We start from the raw sequence: 16,410 nt of genomic DNA, 5'->3' as shown, positions 1-16,410 counted from the left end.
CATGCGAAACCTCAAACTGCCCCTCGCCGCCGCGGCCGTTGCCGCTCTGCTGATCTCCGGCTGTGGGACGACCAGCGAACGGACCTCCGACAACCCGCAGGCTGCCAACTCCAAGCCCTGCAAAGGGGCCGACGGCAAGTATGTGATCGGGATGAGCCAGGCGAACGTGGCCGAGCCGTACCGGCAGCGGATGGACGACGACATCAAGGCGGCGGCGAAGGGGGTGCCGCAGTTCGAGGTGAAGTTCGCCGACGCGGCGCAGGACAACGCCAAGCAGGTCGCCGATGTGGAGAACTACATCACCCAGCAGGTCGACCTGCTGATCATCAGCCCGAACGAGGCCAAGCCGCTGACCGCGGTGGTGAAGAAGGCGTACGACAAGGGCATCCCGGTGCTGGTGCTGGACCGCAAGGTCGAGGGTGACGCGTACACGGGCTTCATCGGCGGCGACAACGTCGAGATCGGGACCGAGGCCGGCAAGTACATCGCCGAGAAGCTGCTGCCGAACGGCGGCAACGTGGTCGAGCTCAAGGGCCTCGCCGGTGCCACCCCGCAGGCCGAACGGCACGAAGGCTTCCTGGCCGGGATCAAGGGCAACCCGAAGGTGAAGGTGATCGCCTCCGCGAGTGGCGACTGGCTCCGCGAGAAGGGCCAGGCTCAGATGGACGCACTGCTCAAGGCGAACCCGAAGATCGACGTCGTCTACTCCCACAACGACCCGATGGCCGAGGGTGCCTACCTGGCGGCGAAGGCGGTCGGCCGGGAGAAGGAGATGAAGTTCACCGGCATCGACGCGCTCCCGATCCCGTCGGGCGGCATCAAAGCCGTCGAACAGGGCCGCCTGAGCGCCACCTTCACCTACCCGACCAACGGCAAGGAAGCCATCGCCGCCGCCAAGAAGCTCCTCATCGACTGCGGCACCATCGAGAAGACCCAGACCCTCCAGACCCGCCTCATCGACAAGTCCAACGCAGCCCAGATCTACGCCGAAGAAAACCCGACTGGCTGACTAGCGGTGGGAGCTGGCGCGTTCTATCAGACGGGCGCCCAGCGTGGTGGTTGTGGGTGGGCGGGTGTTGTCGGCGATTCTTGCCAAGAGCAACCGTGCGGCGACGGTGCCGATCTCGTACGCCGGTTGGGCGACGACCGACAAGGGCGGGTCGAGGAGTTCGGCCCAGGGGGCGTCGTCGAAGGCGACCAGGCCTACGTCTCGGCCGGGGCGAGCGCCGTGTTCGTGGAGGGCTTGGAGTACGCCGACTGCCATCGCGCTGTTGGCGACGAGCAGGGCGTCGGGCGGCTCGGACTGGTTCAACAGTTCCTGGGCCGCCCGGTGGGCGCCGGCTGCCTTGTACTCGGTACGCCGTACCAGCTTCGTCGTACTACGCCGCTTCGCGGATTTCAGCGCATCCCGATAGCCCGCGAGCCGATCGTCCGCCGTACGGACCCCCAGCGGGCCAGTGATGCAGCCGATGCGTTGGTAGCCCTGGGCAATGAGGTGAGCGGTGGCCTGATGAGCGGCGAGCCTGGTGTCGACCAGCACCACGTCGCTCTCCTGCCCCGGCAGCGGCCGGTCGACCGCGACGAACGCCGTACCGCGAGCAGCGAGCTTCCCGACCGACGACGTAGTACCGGTAGGCGACAGGATCACCCCGGCAACGCGCTCCTGGATGGCGATGTCGATGTAGCGGTTCTCCTTCTCCGCGTTCTCGTCGGAGTTGCAGAGCACGACCGAGTAGCCGACCTCGTGCGCGACGTCCTCGACCCCGCGGGCGATCGCGGTGAAGAACGGGTTCTCCACGTCGGAGATGATCAGCGCGACCACCGCGGCCTCCTGCCGGCGCAGGTTCCGGGCCGGGCCGTTCGGCTGGTACCCGAGCTCTTCGGCGGCCTGCTGGACCCGCGCGACCAGCTCGCGATCGACCGTGGACTTCCCGTTCAGGGCCCGCGACACCGTGGCCGTCGAAACTCCCGCCCGGGCCGCGACATCGCTGATCCTGGCCATCGCACTCCCTTCACCTGACCGTCACCCTAGCGGGCGGGTAATGGATTACCCAGCGACTGCGTCCGGATGAAACCAGTCGGTCGAGTGGACGCAACGTACGGAACCTCCGGCGTCCGGCGCGGGCATGAGAAGATCGCGGGCGTGACTGCCTTGCCGAGCGTTTCCTACTCCATCACCGTCCGCCTCGAGGTCCCTGCCGGTGGCTCGACGGTGAGCAAACTGACGACCGCGGTCGAGCAGGCCGGCGGCCTCGTCACCGCGCTCGACGTGACCGCGTCCGGCCACGAACGGCTGCGGATCGACGTGACCTGTGCGGCTGCCGACACCGAGCACGCCGGCCGGCTGGTCGAGGCGATGCGCGCGGTCCCGGGCGTCGAGATCGGCCGGGTCTCCGACCGGACCTTCCTGATGCACCTCGGCGGCAAGATCTCGATGGAGGCCAAGCACCCGATCCGCAACCGCGACGACCTCTCGATGATCTACACCCCGGGGGTCGCCCGGGTCTGCCTGGCGATCGCGAGCAACCCCGACGACGCGCGCCGGCTGACGATCAAGCGCAACAGCGTCGCGGTGGTCACCGACGGCTCCGCGGTGCTCGGGCTGGGCAACATCGGCCCGAAGGCCGCGCTGCCGGTGATGGAAGGAAAGGCCGCGCTGTTCAAGCGGTTCGCCGGGATCGACGCTTGGCCGCTGTGCCTGGACACCCAGGACACCGAGGAGATCATCGCCGTCGTCAAGGCGATCGCGCCCGGCTTCGCGGGGATCAACCTCGAGGACATCTCCGCGCCGCGGTGCTTCGAGATCGAGGCCCGGCTGCGCGAAGAACTCGACATCCCGGTCTTCCACGACGACCAGCACGGTACGGCGATCGTCGTACTGGCTGCGCTGTTCAACGCGCTGCGGGTGGTCGGCAAGGACATCAGCGCGGTCCGCGTCGTGCTGTCGGGCGCGGGCGCGGCCGGTACGGCGATCCTCAAGCTGCTGATCATGGCCGGCGTGAAGGACACCTGTGTCGCCGACATCGGCGGTGTCATCCACACCGAGCGCGACGGGCTGTCGCCGGAGCTGCGCTGGATCGCGGAGAACACCAACGCCGCGAAGTACAGCGGGGACCTGAAGGGCGCGCTGGCCGGGGCCGACGTGTTCATCGGGGTCTCGGCGCCGAACATCCTGGACGGCGACGACATCGCCACCATGAACGAGAAATCGATCGTCTTCGCGCTGGCCAACCCCGATCCCGAGGTCGACCCGGCCGCCGCGCACGAGCACGCCGCGGTCGTCGCGACCGGGCGCAGCGACTTCCCGAACCAGATCAACAACGTGCTGGTCTTCCCGGGTGTCTTCCGCGGCCTGCTCGACGCGCAGTCGTCGAAGGTGTCGATCGAGATGGAGCTGGCCGCCGCCAAGGCGCTGGCCGGTGTCGTCACCGACGACGAGCTGAACGCGGACTACATCGTGCCGAGCGTCTTCCACCCGGAGGTGCACACGATGGTGGCGCACGCCGTACGGGATGCCGCCGGCGGTAAGGCGCCGGCCGCCGAACAGTTCCCGGACGACTCGCCTGCGCTTTGATGCTAGGTAAGTGGTTGTGGCGGGCCGGCTTCGGGCTGGCCTGCCTGATCCATCTCTACGGCCTGTATGCGCCGCGCCAGGCGGCCGACGTCCAGATCCCGTACTCCGACAAGGTCTTCCACCTGGTGCTGTTCGCGTCGGTGGCGTTCCTCGGCCTCAAGGTCGGGGTGCCGTCGCGCTGGCTGCTCGGCTTCCTGGTCGCGAATGCGGTGGTCAGCGAGCTGGTCCAGCACTTCCTGCTACCGCACCGCAGCGGCGACCCGTTCGACTCGATGGCCGACCTGGCCGGCGTCGCCCTGGGCGCCTGGCTCGGATTCCGAGCGATCCGCGGGTCAAAAAAGTTGCCGGGCACGACATGATGGGGTCATGACGGCCTCGACCCTGACCGGTTCGCTGCTGGTGGCGACACCGTTGCTCGACGAGCCGCCCTTCCGCCGCTCGGTGATCCTGCTGCTGGATCACGACGAGGACGGCGCACTCGGGGTGGTGGTGAACCGCGCCGCCGACCTGGAGGTCGAGCGGGTGCTGTCGGACTGGTCGAAGACCGTGACGGAGCCCGGGGTGCTTTTCATGGGCGGCCCGGTCGGCACCGACAGCGCGCTCGCCGTCGCCGAGGTGATCGAGTCCGCGGACCCGCCGGGCTGGCGTGAGTGCTTCGGCCGGATCGGGTTGATCGACCTCGACGTACCGCCGGCGCTGCTCGAAGGCGCGATCCAGCGGATGCGGATCTTCGCCGGGTACGCGGGCTGGAGCAGCGGTCAGCTGGAGGGCGAGATCACCGAGGGCGCCTGGTACGTCGTACCGTCCGAACCCGACGACGTCTTCAGCCTGCAACCCGAGGGCCTCTGGCGCCGCGTCCTGCACCGCCAGGGCGACCAGATGGCGTATCTGGCCACCTACCCGGACGACCCCACCCAGAACTGACGCTCCGGGCGTGATCGCGTACGTCGTACGGTCTACTCCTCGCCGTCGCCGCCCTTGCCCTCGTCGCCGGGATTCAGCGACTCCCAGATCTCTTTGCACTCCGGGCAGACCGGGAAGCGCTGCGGGTCGCGGCTCGGCACCCACACCTTGCCGCAGAGGGCGACGACCGGCGTGCCCATCACCATTGCCTCGGTCAGCTTGTCCTTCGGCACGTAGTGCGAGAACCGCTCGTGATCACCGTCGTCCAACTGCGGCTTGGTCCGCTCGTCGACAACCGTCTCCGCGCCGGGGCTCAACTGAGTACTCATACCCGCCAGTGTAAGACGCCGCCCCACCAACCCCTGAGGTTTCTCCACAGGCGATCACCCCGAAATTCCCCTGTGGACAACCGGGGCAACCCGGGGCAGATGACTGCATGTTGTAGGCATGACCACTACAAGGAGGCACGATGGCACTCATGGAACCAGAACAGGAGTTCCCACCGCTGGAGTTCGAGGACAAGCCGGAGCCGGGCTGGCGACCACCGTGGCCGCCGTCTCGGCCTTTGAGGCGGGCCGACCTCGATCGGATGCCCGATGACGGGCACCGGTACGAACTCATCGATGGGTCACTCATCGTGACGCCCGGGCCGCTGCTCCGGCATCAGGACGTCGTGCTCAACCTGGCCGTTCTTCTCAAGGCAGCCTGCCCGCCGGATCTGAAGGTCGTGATCGCGCCCTTCGACGTCGTCCTCGACGAAGGCACTGTGATGCAGCCTGATGTGCTCGTCGCCCGCCGCGAGGACTTCACCTCCCGCGAGCTTCCGAAAGCACCTCTGCTCGCTGTCGAGGTGTTCTCGCCGAGCACGCGGCGGATCGACCTCATGCTGAAGTTCTCCCGGCTGCAAGAGGCGGGGTGTGCGTCTTACTGGGTGGTTGATCCCGACACGCCGGAGCTTGTCGGCTGGGAGATGCGGGATGGGGCATATGTGCAGGTGGCGAAGGCTGCGGGGGATGAGGAGGCGCGGTTGACGGCGCCGTTCGCGGTGAGTGTGGTGCCGGCTGATCTGACCTTGTGAGGGATCTCGGGTAACGTTCCTGCACGGCCGACAGTCGACTATCGGGGGAGTATGCCGTCCGTGGATTCGCACGTGCCAGCACCACCAGCCGTGCTTCCTCCGGCCTACCCGGACCGCGCTGCTTGGGGTACTGCGAGCAAGCTGCGAGCCTGGCAGGCGGAAGCACTCCAGCTCTATCTGGACAAGCAGCCGAAGGACTTCCTGGCCGTCGCGACGCCGGGCGCCGGTAAGACCACATTCGCGCTGACCGTTGCTGCCGAACTGCTCCAGCGCCGGTTGATCGAGCGGATCACCGTGGTGACACCGACCGAGCACCTCAAGGTGCAGTGGGCCGACGCGGCCGACCGGGCCGGGATCGCGATCGACCCCGCGTTCGCCGGGCGGCGCGGGCGGACCAACAAGGACTTCCAGGGCGTCGCGGTCACCTACGCCGGCGTTGCGGTGAACCCACTCGCCTTCCGGGTCCGGACCGAGAAGTTCCGCACGCTGGTGATCCTCGACGAGGTGCACCACGGCGGCGACGCGCTCAGCTGGGGCGAGGGGGTGCGGGAGGCGTTCGAGCCGGCCACCCGCCGCCTCGCACTGACCGGTACGCCGTTCCGCAGCGACGACAACCCGATCCCGTTCGTCACCTACGAACACGGTCACGACGGAGTCGCCCGGAGCAAGGCGGACTACACGTACGGCTACGGGCACGCGCTGCGCGACCACGTCGTACGGCCGGTCATCTTCATGTCGTACTCCGGGGAGATGCGCTGGCGGACCAAGGCCGGTGACGAGGTCGCTGCCCGGTTGGGTGAGCCGTTGACCAAGGACCTCACCGCGCAGGCGTTGCGGACGGCGCTGGATCCGGCCGGCGAATGGATGCCCGCGGTGTTGTCGGCCGCGGACAAGCGGTTGACCGAAGTCCGGCGGCACATGCCCGACGCGGGCGCCCTGGTGATCTCGGGTGACCAGAACAATGCCCGCGCCTACGCGAAGGTGCTACGTGAGCTCACTGGCGAGGCGCCGACCGTCGTGCTGTCGGACGAGAAGGCGGCCAGCAAGAAGATCCAGGCGTTCTCCGAAGGCAACCAGCGCTGGATGGTCGCGGTCCGGATGGTGAGTGAGGGCGTCGACGTACCGCGGCTGGCGGTCGGCGTGTACGCGACACCGACCTCGACCCCGCTGTTCTTCGCACAGGCCGTCGGGCGGTTCGTGCGAGCCCGCAAGCGCGGCGAGACGGCGTCGGTGTTCGTGCCGTCGGTCACCCGGCTGCTCGGCTTCGCCGCCGAGATGGAGGTCGAGCGCGACCACGTCCTCGGCCGGAAGAACAACAACGAGGACGGCGACATCTTCGCCCTCGAGGACAACCTGATCGCCCAGGCGAACCAGGCCGAGGGCGCCAGCGACGACCTGGATGCGAAGTTCGAGGCGCTCGGATCGGATGCGAGCTTCGACCGAGTGGTGTTCGACGGCGGCGACTACGGCACCGGCGGCGATCTCGGCTCCGACGAGGAGCTCGACTTCCTCGGGCTGCCCGGTCTGCTCGAGCCCGACCAGGTCCGCGAGCTGCTCCGCAAACGTCAGGCGAAGTCGATCGCGGCCCAGAAGCGCACGAAACGCGCCAGCGGTCCGGATGGTGACGACCCGACCCCGGTCGAGCTCGCCACCCACGAACAGGTCTCCCTGCTGCGTCGCGAGCTGAACGGCCTGGTCGCCGCCTGGCACCACCGCACCGGCCAGCCGCACGGCGTCATCCACAACGACCTCCGCCGCAAACTCGGCGGCCCGGCCGCGGCCCACGCCTCCTCCACCCAGCTCCGCGAACGCATCGAACTCATCCGCGACTGGGCCACCCAGCGCCGCGCCTGATTCAGCTACTCAGGGTCTGGGTGCCGATGACGTCCAGCAACCGCACGGCCTGGTCCGAGGGTGACCCGGGCTCGGCGGTGTAGAGGACGACGCGCTGGTCGCGTTCCGGTACGACGAGGATCTCGCAGATCACGTCGATCCGGCCGACCACCGGATGATTGATGGTCTGGCAGAGACTCTGCTGGTTCGCGACCTCGTGCAGCTCCCAGATGGTAGCGAACTCCTCACTCCCCTCCAGCAGATCCCGGACCAGCGCAGAGATCGACGGATCGTCGGGATACCTCCCGGTCGCAGCGCGCAGATCGGCCGCCGCCTCCCGAGCGAACTCCTTCGTCGCCGCCGCACCGAAGAGGTCCGTAGCAGGAGTGAGGAACCGCAGCCGCAGCAGATTCCGATCCCGCGGCGGCAACGCGCTGAAGTCCGTGATGAGCGCCGCAGCGAGCGGATTCCAGGCCAGTACGTCGTACTTCGCGTCGAGCACGATCCCAGGAACATCGAGGCGCGCCAACATCCGCAGTACGCCGCTCCGCACGTCCGCAGGCGGCCCCGGTGGCGGACCGGGCTGCTCGCCGGCGAGCCGGAAGAGATGGTCGCGCTCGTCGTCGGACAACCGCAGCGCCCGCGCGAGTCCGGTCAGCACCGGCCGTGACGGTCGCGGACCACGTCCTTGCTCGAGCCGCGTGTAGTAGTCGGCGGACATCGTCGCCAGGCTCGCGACCTCCTCGCGCCGCAACCCCGGCGTACGGCGGCGCAGTCCAGCAGGCAGCCCGACGTCCTCCGGCCGCAACCGCTCCCGCCGGATCCGCAGGAAGTCCGCCAACGAATCTCTGTCCACACCAGCCAGCATCCCAAAGCGGCAGGAACCCAGCCAGGGACTCCCGATCCCAGGTTCAGCTCGCTCTGCCCGGATCGGCCCGTCCGGCCGAGCGTGGAGACATGAACAACAAGATCGCGCTCGTCACGGGCGCCAACAAAGGAATCGGCTTTCAGATCGCCCAGCAGCTGGGCGACCGCGGGTACACCGTCCTGATCGGTTCGCGAGATCTCGCCCGCGGTGAGGCCGCGGTCAAGGAGCTGGTGGCGGGCGGCATCGAGGCCGCGGCGATCCAGCTGGATGTCACCGAGGAGAGCTCGGTCCGGGCGGCGGCCGCGCAGATCGGCGAGCGGCACGGGCGGCTCGACGTACTGGTCAACAACGCGGCGATCATCGCCGACGGCGACACGGCAGTCTCGGAGATCGACGCCGACGTACTACGCCGCGGCTACGAGACGAACGTCATCGGCCTGATCTCCGTCACCCAAGCCATGCTCCCGCTCCTCCGGAAGGCCGAGAGGGCCAGGATCGTCAACCTCTCCACCGAGCTCTCCTCGCTGACCGCGGTAGGCAACCCGGCGCACCGAGCCTCGACGGTGAAGATGGCCGGCTACAACTCCTCGAAGATCGCGGTCAACATGATCACGGTCATGCTCGCGAACGAACTGCGCGGCACCGGCATCCTCGTCAACGCCGCCGACCCCGGCAGATGCGCCACCGAGATGGGCGGCCTCGACACCCCTCGCACCCCGGCCGAAGGTGCCGCCGTCGCAGTCCGCCTTGCCACCCTCGGCGAAAACGGTCACACGGGCGAACTCCACTCCGAAGCAGGCCGCCTGCCCTGGTGAGCCCCGTGCGTGGGGCGGGCAAGTTGTGACATAGGTTCGGGCGTGTGGCCCGCCTGCTGACCGATGTCCGACCGTTGAAGGAGTCGGCGGATTTCCGGCGGCTCTGGGTCGGGTCGACGGTCTCCCAGCTCGGTCAGCAGATGACCGCGGTGACGGTGTCGATCCAGGTGTACGCCCTGTCGCACTCGACCTTCGCGGTCGGCCTGGTCGGACTCTGCTCGCTGGTCCCGCTGATCGTTTTCGGCCTGTACGGCGGTGCGATGGCCGACGCGATCGACCGCCGTACGCTGGCCCTCGTCTCCTCCAGCGGGCTCTGGCTGCTCTCGATGCTCCTGGTCGCGCAGTCCGAGCTCCACTGGAACCAGGTAGGAGTCCTGTACGCCGTGGTCGCAGCGCAGTCCGCCTGCTTCGCGGTGAACAACCCGGCGCGATCCGCGATCATCCCGCGCCTCATCCGCCCCGAGCTACTCCCAGCCGCGAACACCCTCAGTCAGGCAGCCTTCAACCTAGGCTTCACAGCCGGTCCCCTACTGGGCGCAGTAGGGGACCGGCTGGCAAGGCTTCGGAGCTGCCTACCTGGTGGACGTCATCACCTTCACTGCAGCTCTCTACGCACTCTTCCGGCTGCCACCTGTTCCACCGACCGGTCTAGTACGCCGAGCGGGCCTCCGCTCCGTCCTGGAAGGATTCACCTTCCTCCGCACCGCCCCTGCACTGCTGGCCACGTTCGTAGCCGACATCCTCGCCATGGTGTTCGCCCAGCCAAGAGCACTCTTCCCAGCTGTGGCCGGCGCCTTCTTCTCCGGCGGAGTACGCACTGTCGGTCTACTGCAGGCAGCACCGGCTCTGGGCGCGCTGGTAGGAGTGCTGTTCTCAGGCTGGGTCAGCCGGGTCCGCCGTCAAGGCGTAGCGATCGTGGCAGCCATCACCGTCTACGCCGCGGCAGTCGGTCTCTTCGGCCTGTCCCGGACGATCTGGCTCGGCGTGGCGCTTCTCGCGATGTCGGGTGCCGCAGACATGGTCAGTTCGGCGTACCGGAACACCGTGCTCCAGTCAGCAGCCCCGGATGCGATGCGCGGCCGGCTGCAAGGAGTGTTCATCGTGGTGGTCGCGGGCGGGCCGAGACTCGGGGACTTCGTCGCCGGTACGACGGCGTCGCTCACCACCCCGACGATCGCGCTGCTGGCCGGTGCGACGGTCTGCATCGTCGGGCTGCTCGTCCTGCTCGCCTGGAACAAGCCGTTCCGCAACTACGACTCCCAGCTCAGAGCCCTGCGCTGAGGCAGAAAGCACTAGCCGCCGGTCGCGAGCTTCCCGAGCACCTTCCACCAGGAGTCCATGTCGGGATTGATCTCCCGCATCGGCTTGTTGTCCACCGTGACGAGCTTGCGATCGCCCAGCGGCTTCTTCAGCTTGACCGGCAGGATCGAGATGTCGTTGCCCGGCAGGCAGGCCTCCTCCGAGTCGTACACGACGAGGATCCTGGTTTCCTCCTGGACCACCTTCACGTCCAGGCTGCAGGTGCCGACGACGCCGATCAGCAGATCCGTCTCCTCGTACGCCGGAGCATGCTGGATCCACTTCAGGTACTTCGGCTTGTGCCCGCGAACCAGCTGGTACGCCGCGACCTCGTGCGGCGTCTTCTCGTTGATCTCACCCTTACCGTCGCTCATGAAGGCGCCGTAGATCATGTGGATGCACGGGTCCGACGTCTGGCTCTTGTCATCGGCCGCGCCCCACGCCTTGGCTGCGATGTAGCAGCCGTTCGCCTCGCGGTTCAGCGACACGTTGAACCCGATCAGCGCGAGCGCGCCGATGATCAGGGCGCCGGCCAGCAACCGGCGGGACTGGATCTGCTGGGCGCCGAGCCGGGTCGATTCCTCGGTCTCTCCGCTCTGTGGCTGCTTGAACATGTTCAGGACGTTGCTGGTCCACTGTGGATTGATCAGCGTCGGGACCGCGTAAATCGCGATCAGTACGACACAGACGGCGATGGCGGGGAGCAGCGCCCAGTAATTTCGCACGGCAGCAAGATACGGGGCCATCGGGCCGCGACCGAAAAAGGTTACGCTTCGGCTGTGCCTGCAGAGACGTCCCAGACGCTCGATCGGGGCCTCACGGTTCTCGAGTTGCTGGCGGACGCCCCGGACGGCCTGTCGATCACCGAGCTGGCCGCCTCGCTCGGCGTCAGCCGGACCGTCGTCTACCGCCTGGTCAACACCCTCGAACTGCACCGCCTGGTCAGGCGGGACAGCGAAGGGCGCGCCCGGCTCGGGCTCGCCGTGCTGCACTACAGCCGCCGCGTCCAGCCGACGCTGCGCGACGCAGCCCTGCCGGTACTGCGTTCGCTCGCCGAGGACACCGGCGCGACGGCGCACCTGACCGTCGCCGACGGTGAAGAAGCACTCGCGATCGCGGTGATCGAGCCGAGCTGGACCGATTTCCACGTGTCGTACCGGATGGGATCCCGGCACGCTCTAGACCAGGGTGCCGCCGGCAAGGCGATCCTGGCCGGCCGTCGTAAACCGGACCCCGCCGGCCGCCCCTTCGTCATCACCGCCGGCGAACTCCAAGCCGGCGCCCAAGGCGTCTCGTCCCCGGTCCTCGGCGTCCCAGGCGTAGAGGCCTCCATCGGCGTAGTCGTCCTAGGCAAACTAGACCGAGACTTCGTAGGCCCCCGAGTAGCCCGCGCTGCGGTGGAGGTCGCAAAACGCCTCGCCTAACGGCGAGCGTCCCGCGCGCCCCATCCCACCCCCAGCTGTAGCGGCTCGTCAGCTCCGGGAAGTGGCTGCGTGGAGTAGCGGTAGGACTCGGTGGGGGATTTGTTCGGCCAGGGCTATCACGGTGGAGGCGCGTTGGATGCCTCGGACGATGACTACCTGGTCGATCACGCGTTGCAGGTCGGCGTTGGAGCGGGCGACGATCCGGCACCAGAGGTCCTCGGCGCCGGTGATCGTGTGTACCTCGAGCACCTCGGGGATCTTGGCGAGGGCTGCGGCGACCGTGGTGTGACCTGAGCCCTGCTCGATCTGGAGTGTCGCGAACGCGGTCACCGGATACCCGATCGCCACCGTGTCCACGTCCGGTCCCCACCCGCGCACCACCCCGTCGCGCTGCAGCCGGTCGAGCCGCGCCTGGATCGTCCCGCGTGCGACACCGAGCCGCCGGGAGGCCTCCAGTACGCCGACCCGCGGCTCGGCGGCGAACAGATCCAGGATGCGCGCATCCAGAGCATCGACGGCAGCCACAGCGATCTCCTCCCAATCTGACCGAATAGTCCAACAGAACCCTGAGAATACTGCACAACCTGTCCAGTGAAAGATCAAAGTGTTGCGCAACCTGTCGCCATCAGGCGAGGCTCACGACAAGCCGATCCCTGGAGGAGACCGATGACCAGCACCGACCTCACCCCCGCAGAGCTCGACGCCGATCTCGACCTCGAGCAGCTCAAGCAGCTCGTCGGACTGGTGCCCTACGACGAGAGCACCGACCCGTTCCCGGTGACCGCGATGGATGCCGTCGTGTTCGTCGTCGGCAACGCGACCCAGACCGCGAAGTACTACCAGCTCGCCTTCGGGATGGACCTGGTCGGCTACTCCGGCCCGGAGACCGGCAACAAGGACAGCAAGGCGTTCGTGCTGAAGGCAGGGTCCGCCCGCTTCGTCATCACCGGCGGCGTGCACCCGGCCAGCGCGCTCAACGACCACCACCGCAAGCACGGCGACGGCGTCTCGGACATCTCGCTCGAGGTGCCGGACGTGGACAAGTGCATCAAGCACGCCCGTGAGCAGGGCGCGACCGTGCTGGAGGAGCCGCACGACGTCACCGACGAGCACGGCACGGTCCGGCGGGCCGCGATCGCGGCGTACGGGGACACCCGGCACTCGCTGATCGACCGCAGCCGCTACCACGGCCCGTACCTGCCCGGCTTCGTCGAGGCGAAGACCGCCGTCACCCGGCCGGAGGGACACCCGAAGCGGCTGTTCCAGGCCGTCGACCACGTGGTCGGCAACGTGGAGCTGGGCCTGATGGACGACTGGGTCGGCTTCTACAACAAGGTGATGGGCTTCGTGAACATGGCGGAGTTCATCGGCGACGACATCGCCACCGACTACTCCGCGCTGATGAGCAAGGTGGTGGCCAACGGCAACCACCGGGTGAAGTTCCCGCTGAACGAGCCGGCCATCGCGAAGAAGAAGTCGCAGATCGACGAGTTCCTGGAGTTCTACGACGGCGCCGGCGCCCAGCACATCGCGCTCGCCACCAACGACATCCTGCGGACCGTCGACATCATGAGGGCGAACGGCGTGGAGTTCCTCGACACGCCGGACTCGTACTACGAGGACCCGGAGCTGCGCGAGCGGATCGGCAACGTGCGGGCACCGATCGAGGAGCTGCAGAAGCGCAAGATCCTGGTCGACCGCGACGAGGACGGCTACCTGCTGCAGATCTTCACCAAGCCGATCGGCGACCGGCCGACGGTCTTCTACGAACTGATCGAGCGGCACGGCTCGCTCGGCTTCGGCAAGGGCAACTTCAAGGCCCTGTTCGAGGCCATCGAGCGCGAGCAGGAGCGCCGCGGCAACCTCTGATCCGCGACACGCCGTGACTTGATGAACCTTAGCGTCCGATTACCGGATTGACTGTCGGGTCAGGGGCGGTTGGACTACTGTGCGGGTTGAGCGCGCGTCGGGGCGTGCGCTCAGGAAGGGTTTCCGATGAAGACACTGGGCATTCTGCTCAGCACCGCGGGCCTGGCCGGAGCGGGCGCTATCGCTCTGGCCCAACCAGCACAGGCGGTCGAACTCGCCAACTGCCCGGGTGCCAGATCCATCTCCACAGCCACCATCTACCGCGATCACAAGCCACCGGGCTGGGGCGACATCAAGCTCATCCGGGACAGCTGTTCGCAGTACTGGGCCGAGGTCACCATGGACGACCGGGTGCCTCAGCACGCGCTCAGCAGCGCGTACCTGATCCAGTACGGCGGCTCCAACAACGGCCGTGCCCTGTCCTGTGACAGTGCCGGCGGTACCGGAGCCGTGGTCGCCGGGCAACGTACCTGCCGGACGCCGAAGGTGAAATCGGGTGACACCAGTACGACGTTCGTCGCGGTCGCCCGCGAGTTCCACGACTTCGGCGGCGGCTACGTGAAGATCTCGGAGAACCAGACCGCCCGGACCCGCTGACTCGTCCTGACGTCGGCCGGTCGCCCGGTTAGGCTCACCAGCATGAGTGAGGTAGTCGAACGGCTGCGACAGGTGCTGCCACCGGCGGCTCTGGTGACGGATCCGGACCGGATCCAGAGCTACCGGTACGACCGGGCGATGTTCTGCCCGGCCGGTGAGCCGCTGGCGGTCGTGCTGGCGCGGGAGACCGCCCATGTCCAGGCGGCAGTCCGGATCGCGGCGGAGGCCGGCGTACCGGTCGTGCCGCAGGGTGCGCGGTCCGGCCTGTCCGGTGCCGCGAACGCGCTGGACGGCTGCATCGTGATCTCGCTGGAGAAGATGGACCGGATCCTGGCGATAGAGCCGGTCGACCGGTACGTCGTGACGCAACCCGGCGTGTTCAACGCGGTGCTGTCGCGGGCGGTCGCCGAGCAGGGACTGTTCTATCCGCCGGATCCGTCCAGCTGGGAGTTCTGCTCGATCGGCGGCAACCTGTCCACGAACTCCGGCGGCCTGTGCTGCGTGAAGTACGGCGTGACGACGGACTACGTGCTCGGGCTGGAGGTCGTGCTCGCGGACGGCCGGGTGCTGCGGACCGGCCGGAAGACGGTCAAGGGTGTCGCCGGGTACGACCTGGCCAAGCTGATCGTCGGCAGCGAGGGGACCCTCGGCATCATCACCGAGGCGACCTTGGCGCTGCGCCCGGCCACGGCCCGGCCGCGGACGATGGCGGCGCTGTTCAGCAGCGGCGTCGCGGCCGGCGAGGCGATCATCGAGATCATCCGCAGCGGCGTCTCGCTCAGCCTGCTGGAGATCATGGACCGGACCACGATCAAGGCGGTGAACGACCTCAAGCGGATGGACCTGCCGACCGAGGCGGCCGCGATGCTGATCGCCCAGTCGGACGCCGGTGGTGAGGCCGGCGCGGCGGACGTGGCGACGGTGGCGAAGCTCTGCCGCCAGTACGGCGCGATCGAGTGCATCGAGGCGGACGACCCGGCCGAGGGCGAACTGCTGCTGGAAGCCCGCCGGGCGGCGCTGATCGCGCTGGAGCAGCTCGGCACGACGATGATCGACGACGTCTGCGTACCGCGGTCCCGGCTGGCCGACTTCATCGGAGCGGTCGAGCAGATCGCGACCGAGGTCGACATCACGGTCGGCGTACTGGGTCATGCCGGCGACGGCAACATGCACCCGACCGTGGTCTTCGACGAGACCGATCCCGAGCAGGCCCGCCGGGCGCAGGTGGCGTTCGACCGGATCATGGAGGTCGGCCTCGAACTGGGCGGCACGATCACCGGCGAGCACGGCGTGGGCGTCCTCAAACGCGACTGGCTGGCGCAGGAGATCGGCCCGGTGGCCATCGACGTGCACCGTGCGATCAAGGCCGCGCTGGACCCGAAAAACATCCTCAACCCCGGCAAAGTCGTGCTGTGATTCAACCGCAATGGAACTGCCGGAGCCACAGGACGTTGGTGGCCGCCGAATGTGACGTCCTGGCCGCACTATGGAAGGCAGTTGACTGAAACCGCCCGGGGGATTCTGGATGAGGCACGGTAGGAGGCAAGCCATGCGGACTCGGCAGGTACTGCCTGCTGTCGCTGTGCTGCTCGCCCTGCTGACCTTCACCGGCTGCGCGAACGGGGGCGGCCTGCGGGTCGAGGGAGCCGACGTGCCCTCGACCACGGCACCGGCCACCAGCCCCTCGATCCAGAGCAGCCAGGGCTTCGGCAAGACCGACAAGACCCCGGTCACGGTAAGCCTGGCTGAGGTGCGGCAGACGCTTCTCGCCGACAAGAATCTCGACCAGTACTTCCGCACCGTGCTGAGCAAGTGCTCGGTGGTGGAGCGCTGCCTGAGCCGCGGCGACACCGTGAACGTGATGCACAGCGCCCAGCCGCAGCTGGTCGTGCTGATCCACACGGCCGACGGATTCAGCTGGGGAGGCTTCCTGATTGCCGTCGAACCCGCCGGGCCGCGGCTGGTTTGGACTTTGAAGGCCGAACAGTTGAAGATCAAGGCCAGCCAGCAGGGCGACCTCGTGGTCGAGTCGGAAATCTTCGCCGCCGAGGACAAAGCCTGCTGCCCATCTGTAACTCGCGTCGAGGTCTACCGTTGGAATGGTCGACAGATGATCAGGGTGAGTTCGCAGGACCAAAAGGGAGACTGAG

17 protein-coding genes and 2 pseudogenes are annotated in these 16,410 nt (G+C 67.8%); 14 read left to right on the top strand and 5 right to left on the bottom strand.

The annotated features are described in order from the left end of the window. The first annotated feature begins 1 nt into the window (after nucleotide 1). Complete coding sequence (locus ABZ004_RS17365) at nucleotides 2–1,009, top strand: substrate-binding domain-containing protein (protein WP_355680866.1); 1,008 nt, start codon at nucleotides 2–4, stop codon at nucleotides 1,007–1,009. On the opposite strand, the gene ABZ004_RS17360 is transcribed toward ABZ004_RS17365, so the two are convergent. Then, nucleotides 1,010–2,002 carry a LacI family DNA-binding transcriptional regulator gene (locus ABZ004_RS17360; RefSeq protein WP_355680865.1) on the bottom strand — a complete coding sequence of 331 codons (993 nt, stop codon included), beginning with the start codon at nucleotides 2,000–2,002 and terminating at the stop codon, nucleotides 1,010–1,012. A gap of 141 nt (nucleotides 2,003–2,143) precedes the next feature. Here ABZ004_RS17360 and ABZ004_RS17355 point away from each other — a divergent pair, with 141 nt between their 5' ends. The 3 genes from ABZ004_RS17355 to ABZ004_RS17345 are packed head-to-tail and all read left to right on the top strand — an operon-like array spanning nucleotide 2,144 to nucleotide 4,498. Continuing rightward, the gene (locus ABZ004_RS17355) at nucleotides 2,144–3,574 is read left to right on the top strand and encodes an NAD-dependent malic enzyme (protein ID WP_355680864.1); all 1,431 of its coding nucleotides are present in this window, start codon (nucleotides 2,144–2,146) and stop codon (nucleotides 3,572–3,574) included. Beyond that, on the top strand, nucleotides 3,574–3,933 hold the full coding sequence (locus ABZ004_RS17350) for a VanZ family protein (RefSeq protein WP_355680863.1): 360 nt from the start codon (nucleotides 3,574–3,576) through the stop codon (nucleotides 3,931–3,933). The genes ABZ004_RS17355 and ABZ004_RS17350 overlap by 1 nt, the downstream gene beginning before the upstream one ends. A 7-nt stretch (nucleotides 3,934–3,940) precedes the next feature. Then, nucleotides 3,941–4,498, top strand: a complete 558-nt coding sequence (locus ABZ004_RS17345) for a YqgE/AlgH family protein (protein ID WP_355680862.1) — start codon at nucleotides 3,941–3,943, stop codon at nucleotides 4,496–4,498. A gap of 32 nt (nucleotides 4,499–4,530) precedes the next feature. Here ABZ004_RS17345 and ABZ004_RS17340 read toward each other — a convergent pair whose 3' ends face one another. Beyond that, on the bottom strand, nucleotides 4,531–4,806 hold the full coding sequence (locus ABZ004_RS17340; RefSeq protein WP_355680861.1) for a DUF3039 domain-containing protein: 276 nt from the start codon (nucleotides 4,804–4,806) through the stop codon (nucleotides 4,531–4,533). Nucleotides 4,807–4,946: 140 nt separating this feature from the next. On the opposite strand from ABZ004_RS17340, the gene ABZ004_RS17335 reads away from it, so the two are divergent. Both ABZ004_RS17335 and ABZ004_RS17330 read left to right on the top strand, forming a co-directional pair. Continuing rightward, complete coding sequence (locus tag ABZ004_RS17335) at nucleotides 4,947–5,555, top strand: Uma2 family endonuclease (protein ID WP_355680860.1); 609 nt, start codon at nucleotides 4,947–4,949, stop codon at nucleotides 5,553–5,555. A gap of 51 nt (nucleotides 5,556–5,606) precedes the next feature. Continuing rightward, nucleotides 5,607–7,409, top strand: a complete 1,803-nt coding sequence (locus tag ABZ004_RS17330) for a DEAD/DEAH box helicase (RefSeq protein WP_355680859.1) — start codon at nucleotides 5,607–5,609, stop codon at nucleotides 7,407–7,409. A 1-nt stretch (nucleotide 7,410) separates the two neighbouring features. Here the strand turns inward: ABZ004_RS17330 and ABZ004_RS17325 are convergent, their stop codons facing one another. Continuing rightward, nucleotides 7,411–8,244, bottom strand: a complete 834-nt coding sequence (locus ABZ004_RS17325) for a helix-turn-helix transcriptional regulator (protein ID WP_355680858.1) — start codon at nucleotides 8,242–8,244, stop codon at nucleotides 7,411–7,413. A gap of 101 nt (nucleotides 8,245–8,345) precedes the next feature. Here ABZ004_RS17325 and ABZ004_RS17320 point away from each other — a divergent pair, with 101 nt between their 5' ends. From ABZ004_RS17320 to ABZ004_RS17310, 3 genes and pseudogenes are all read left to right on the top strand, one after another. After that, nucleotides 8,346–9,071 carry an SDR family oxidoreductase gene (locus ABZ004_RS17320; protein WP_355680857.1) on the top strand — a complete coding sequence of 242 codons (726 nt, stop codon included), beginning with the start codon at nucleotides 8,346–8,348 and terminating at the stop codon, nucleotides 9,069–9,071. Nucleotides 9,072–9,115: 44 nt separating this feature from the next. Continuing rightward, nucleotides 9,116–9,553 (top strand): annotated as a pseudogene (locus ABZ004_RS17315) (MFS transporter); the annotation flags it as partial. Nucleotides 9,554–9,641: 88 nt separating this feature from the next. Then, nucleotides 9,642–10,352, top strand: a pseudogene (locus tag ABZ004_RS17310) (MFS transporter); the annotation flags it as partial. Between the two features lie 11 nt (nucleotides 10,353–10,363). Here ABZ004_RS17310 and ABZ004_RS17305 read toward each other — a convergent pair. Next, nucleotides 10,364–11,095 (bottom strand): hypothetical protein, encoded by a 732-nt coding sequence (locus tag ABZ004_RS17305; RefSeq protein ID WP_355680908.1) that lies wholly within the window; start codon nucleotides 11,093–11,095, stop codon nucleotides 10,364–10,366. Nucleotides 11,096–11,149: 54 nt separating this feature from the next. On the opposite strand from ABZ004_RS17305, the gene ABZ004_RS17300 reads away from it, so the two are divergent. Then, nucleotides 11,150–11,794 carry a helix-turn-helix domain-containing protein gene (locus ABZ004_RS17300; RefSeq protein ID WP_133977902.1) on the top strand — a complete coding sequence of 215 codons (645 nt, stop codon included), beginning with the start codon at nucleotides 11,150–11,152 and terminating at the stop codon, nucleotides 11,792–11,794. A 48-nt stretch (nucleotides 11,795–11,842) separates the two neighbouring features. On the opposite strand, the gene ABZ004_RS17295 is transcribed toward ABZ004_RS17300, so the two are convergent. Next, entirely contained in the window at nucleotides 11,843–12,319 is a 477-nt protein-coding gene (locus ABZ004_RS17295) for an Lrp/AsnC family transcriptional regulator (RefSeq protein ID WP_355680856.1), read from the bottom strand. 141 nt (nucleotides 12,320–12,460) lie between these two features. On the opposite strand from ABZ004_RS17295, the gene hppD reads away from it, so the two are divergent. The 4 genes from hppD to ABZ004_RS17275 all read left to right on the top strand — a co-directional run bounded on the left by hppD (nucleotide 12,461) and on the right by ABZ004_RS17275 (nucleotide 16,409). Further along, nucleotides 12,461–13,663: a 4-hydroxyphenylpyruvate dioxygenase gene (gene hppD / locus ABZ004_RS17290; protein WP_355680855.1), complete on the top strand. Its 1,203-nt coding sequence runs from the start codon at nucleotides 12,461–12,463 to the stop codon at nucleotides 13,661–13,663. Between the two features lie 126 nt (nucleotides 13,664–13,789). Next, a complete protein-coding gene (locus tag ABZ004_RS17285; protein ID WP_355680854.1) occupies nucleotides 13,790–14,260 on the top strand; it encodes a hypothetical protein in 471 nt (156 codons plus the stop codon). Nucleotides 14,261–14,302: 42 nt separating this feature from the next. Next, entirely contained in the window at nucleotides 14,303–15,676 is a 1,374-nt protein-coding gene (locus ABZ004_RS17280; protein ID WP_355680853.1) for an FAD-linked oxidase C-terminal domain-containing protein, read from the top strand. 166 nt (nucleotides 15,677–15,842) lie between these two features. Continuing rightward, on the top strand, nucleotides 15,843–16,409 hold the full coding sequence (locus ABZ004_RS17275; RefSeq protein ID WP_355680852.1) for a hypothetical protein: 567 nt from the start codon (nucleotides 15,843–15,845) through the stop codon (nucleotides 16,407–16,409). The last annotated feature ends 1 nt before the right edge of the window (nucleotide 16,410 follow it).

It is taken from the genome of Kribbella sp. NPDC006257 (assembly GCF_040613535.1).
Lineage (GTDB): Bacteria > Actinomycetota > Actinomycetes > Propionibacteriales > Kribbellaceae > Kribbella.
This window is presented reverse-complemented; position numbering and strand designations above follow the sequence as displayed.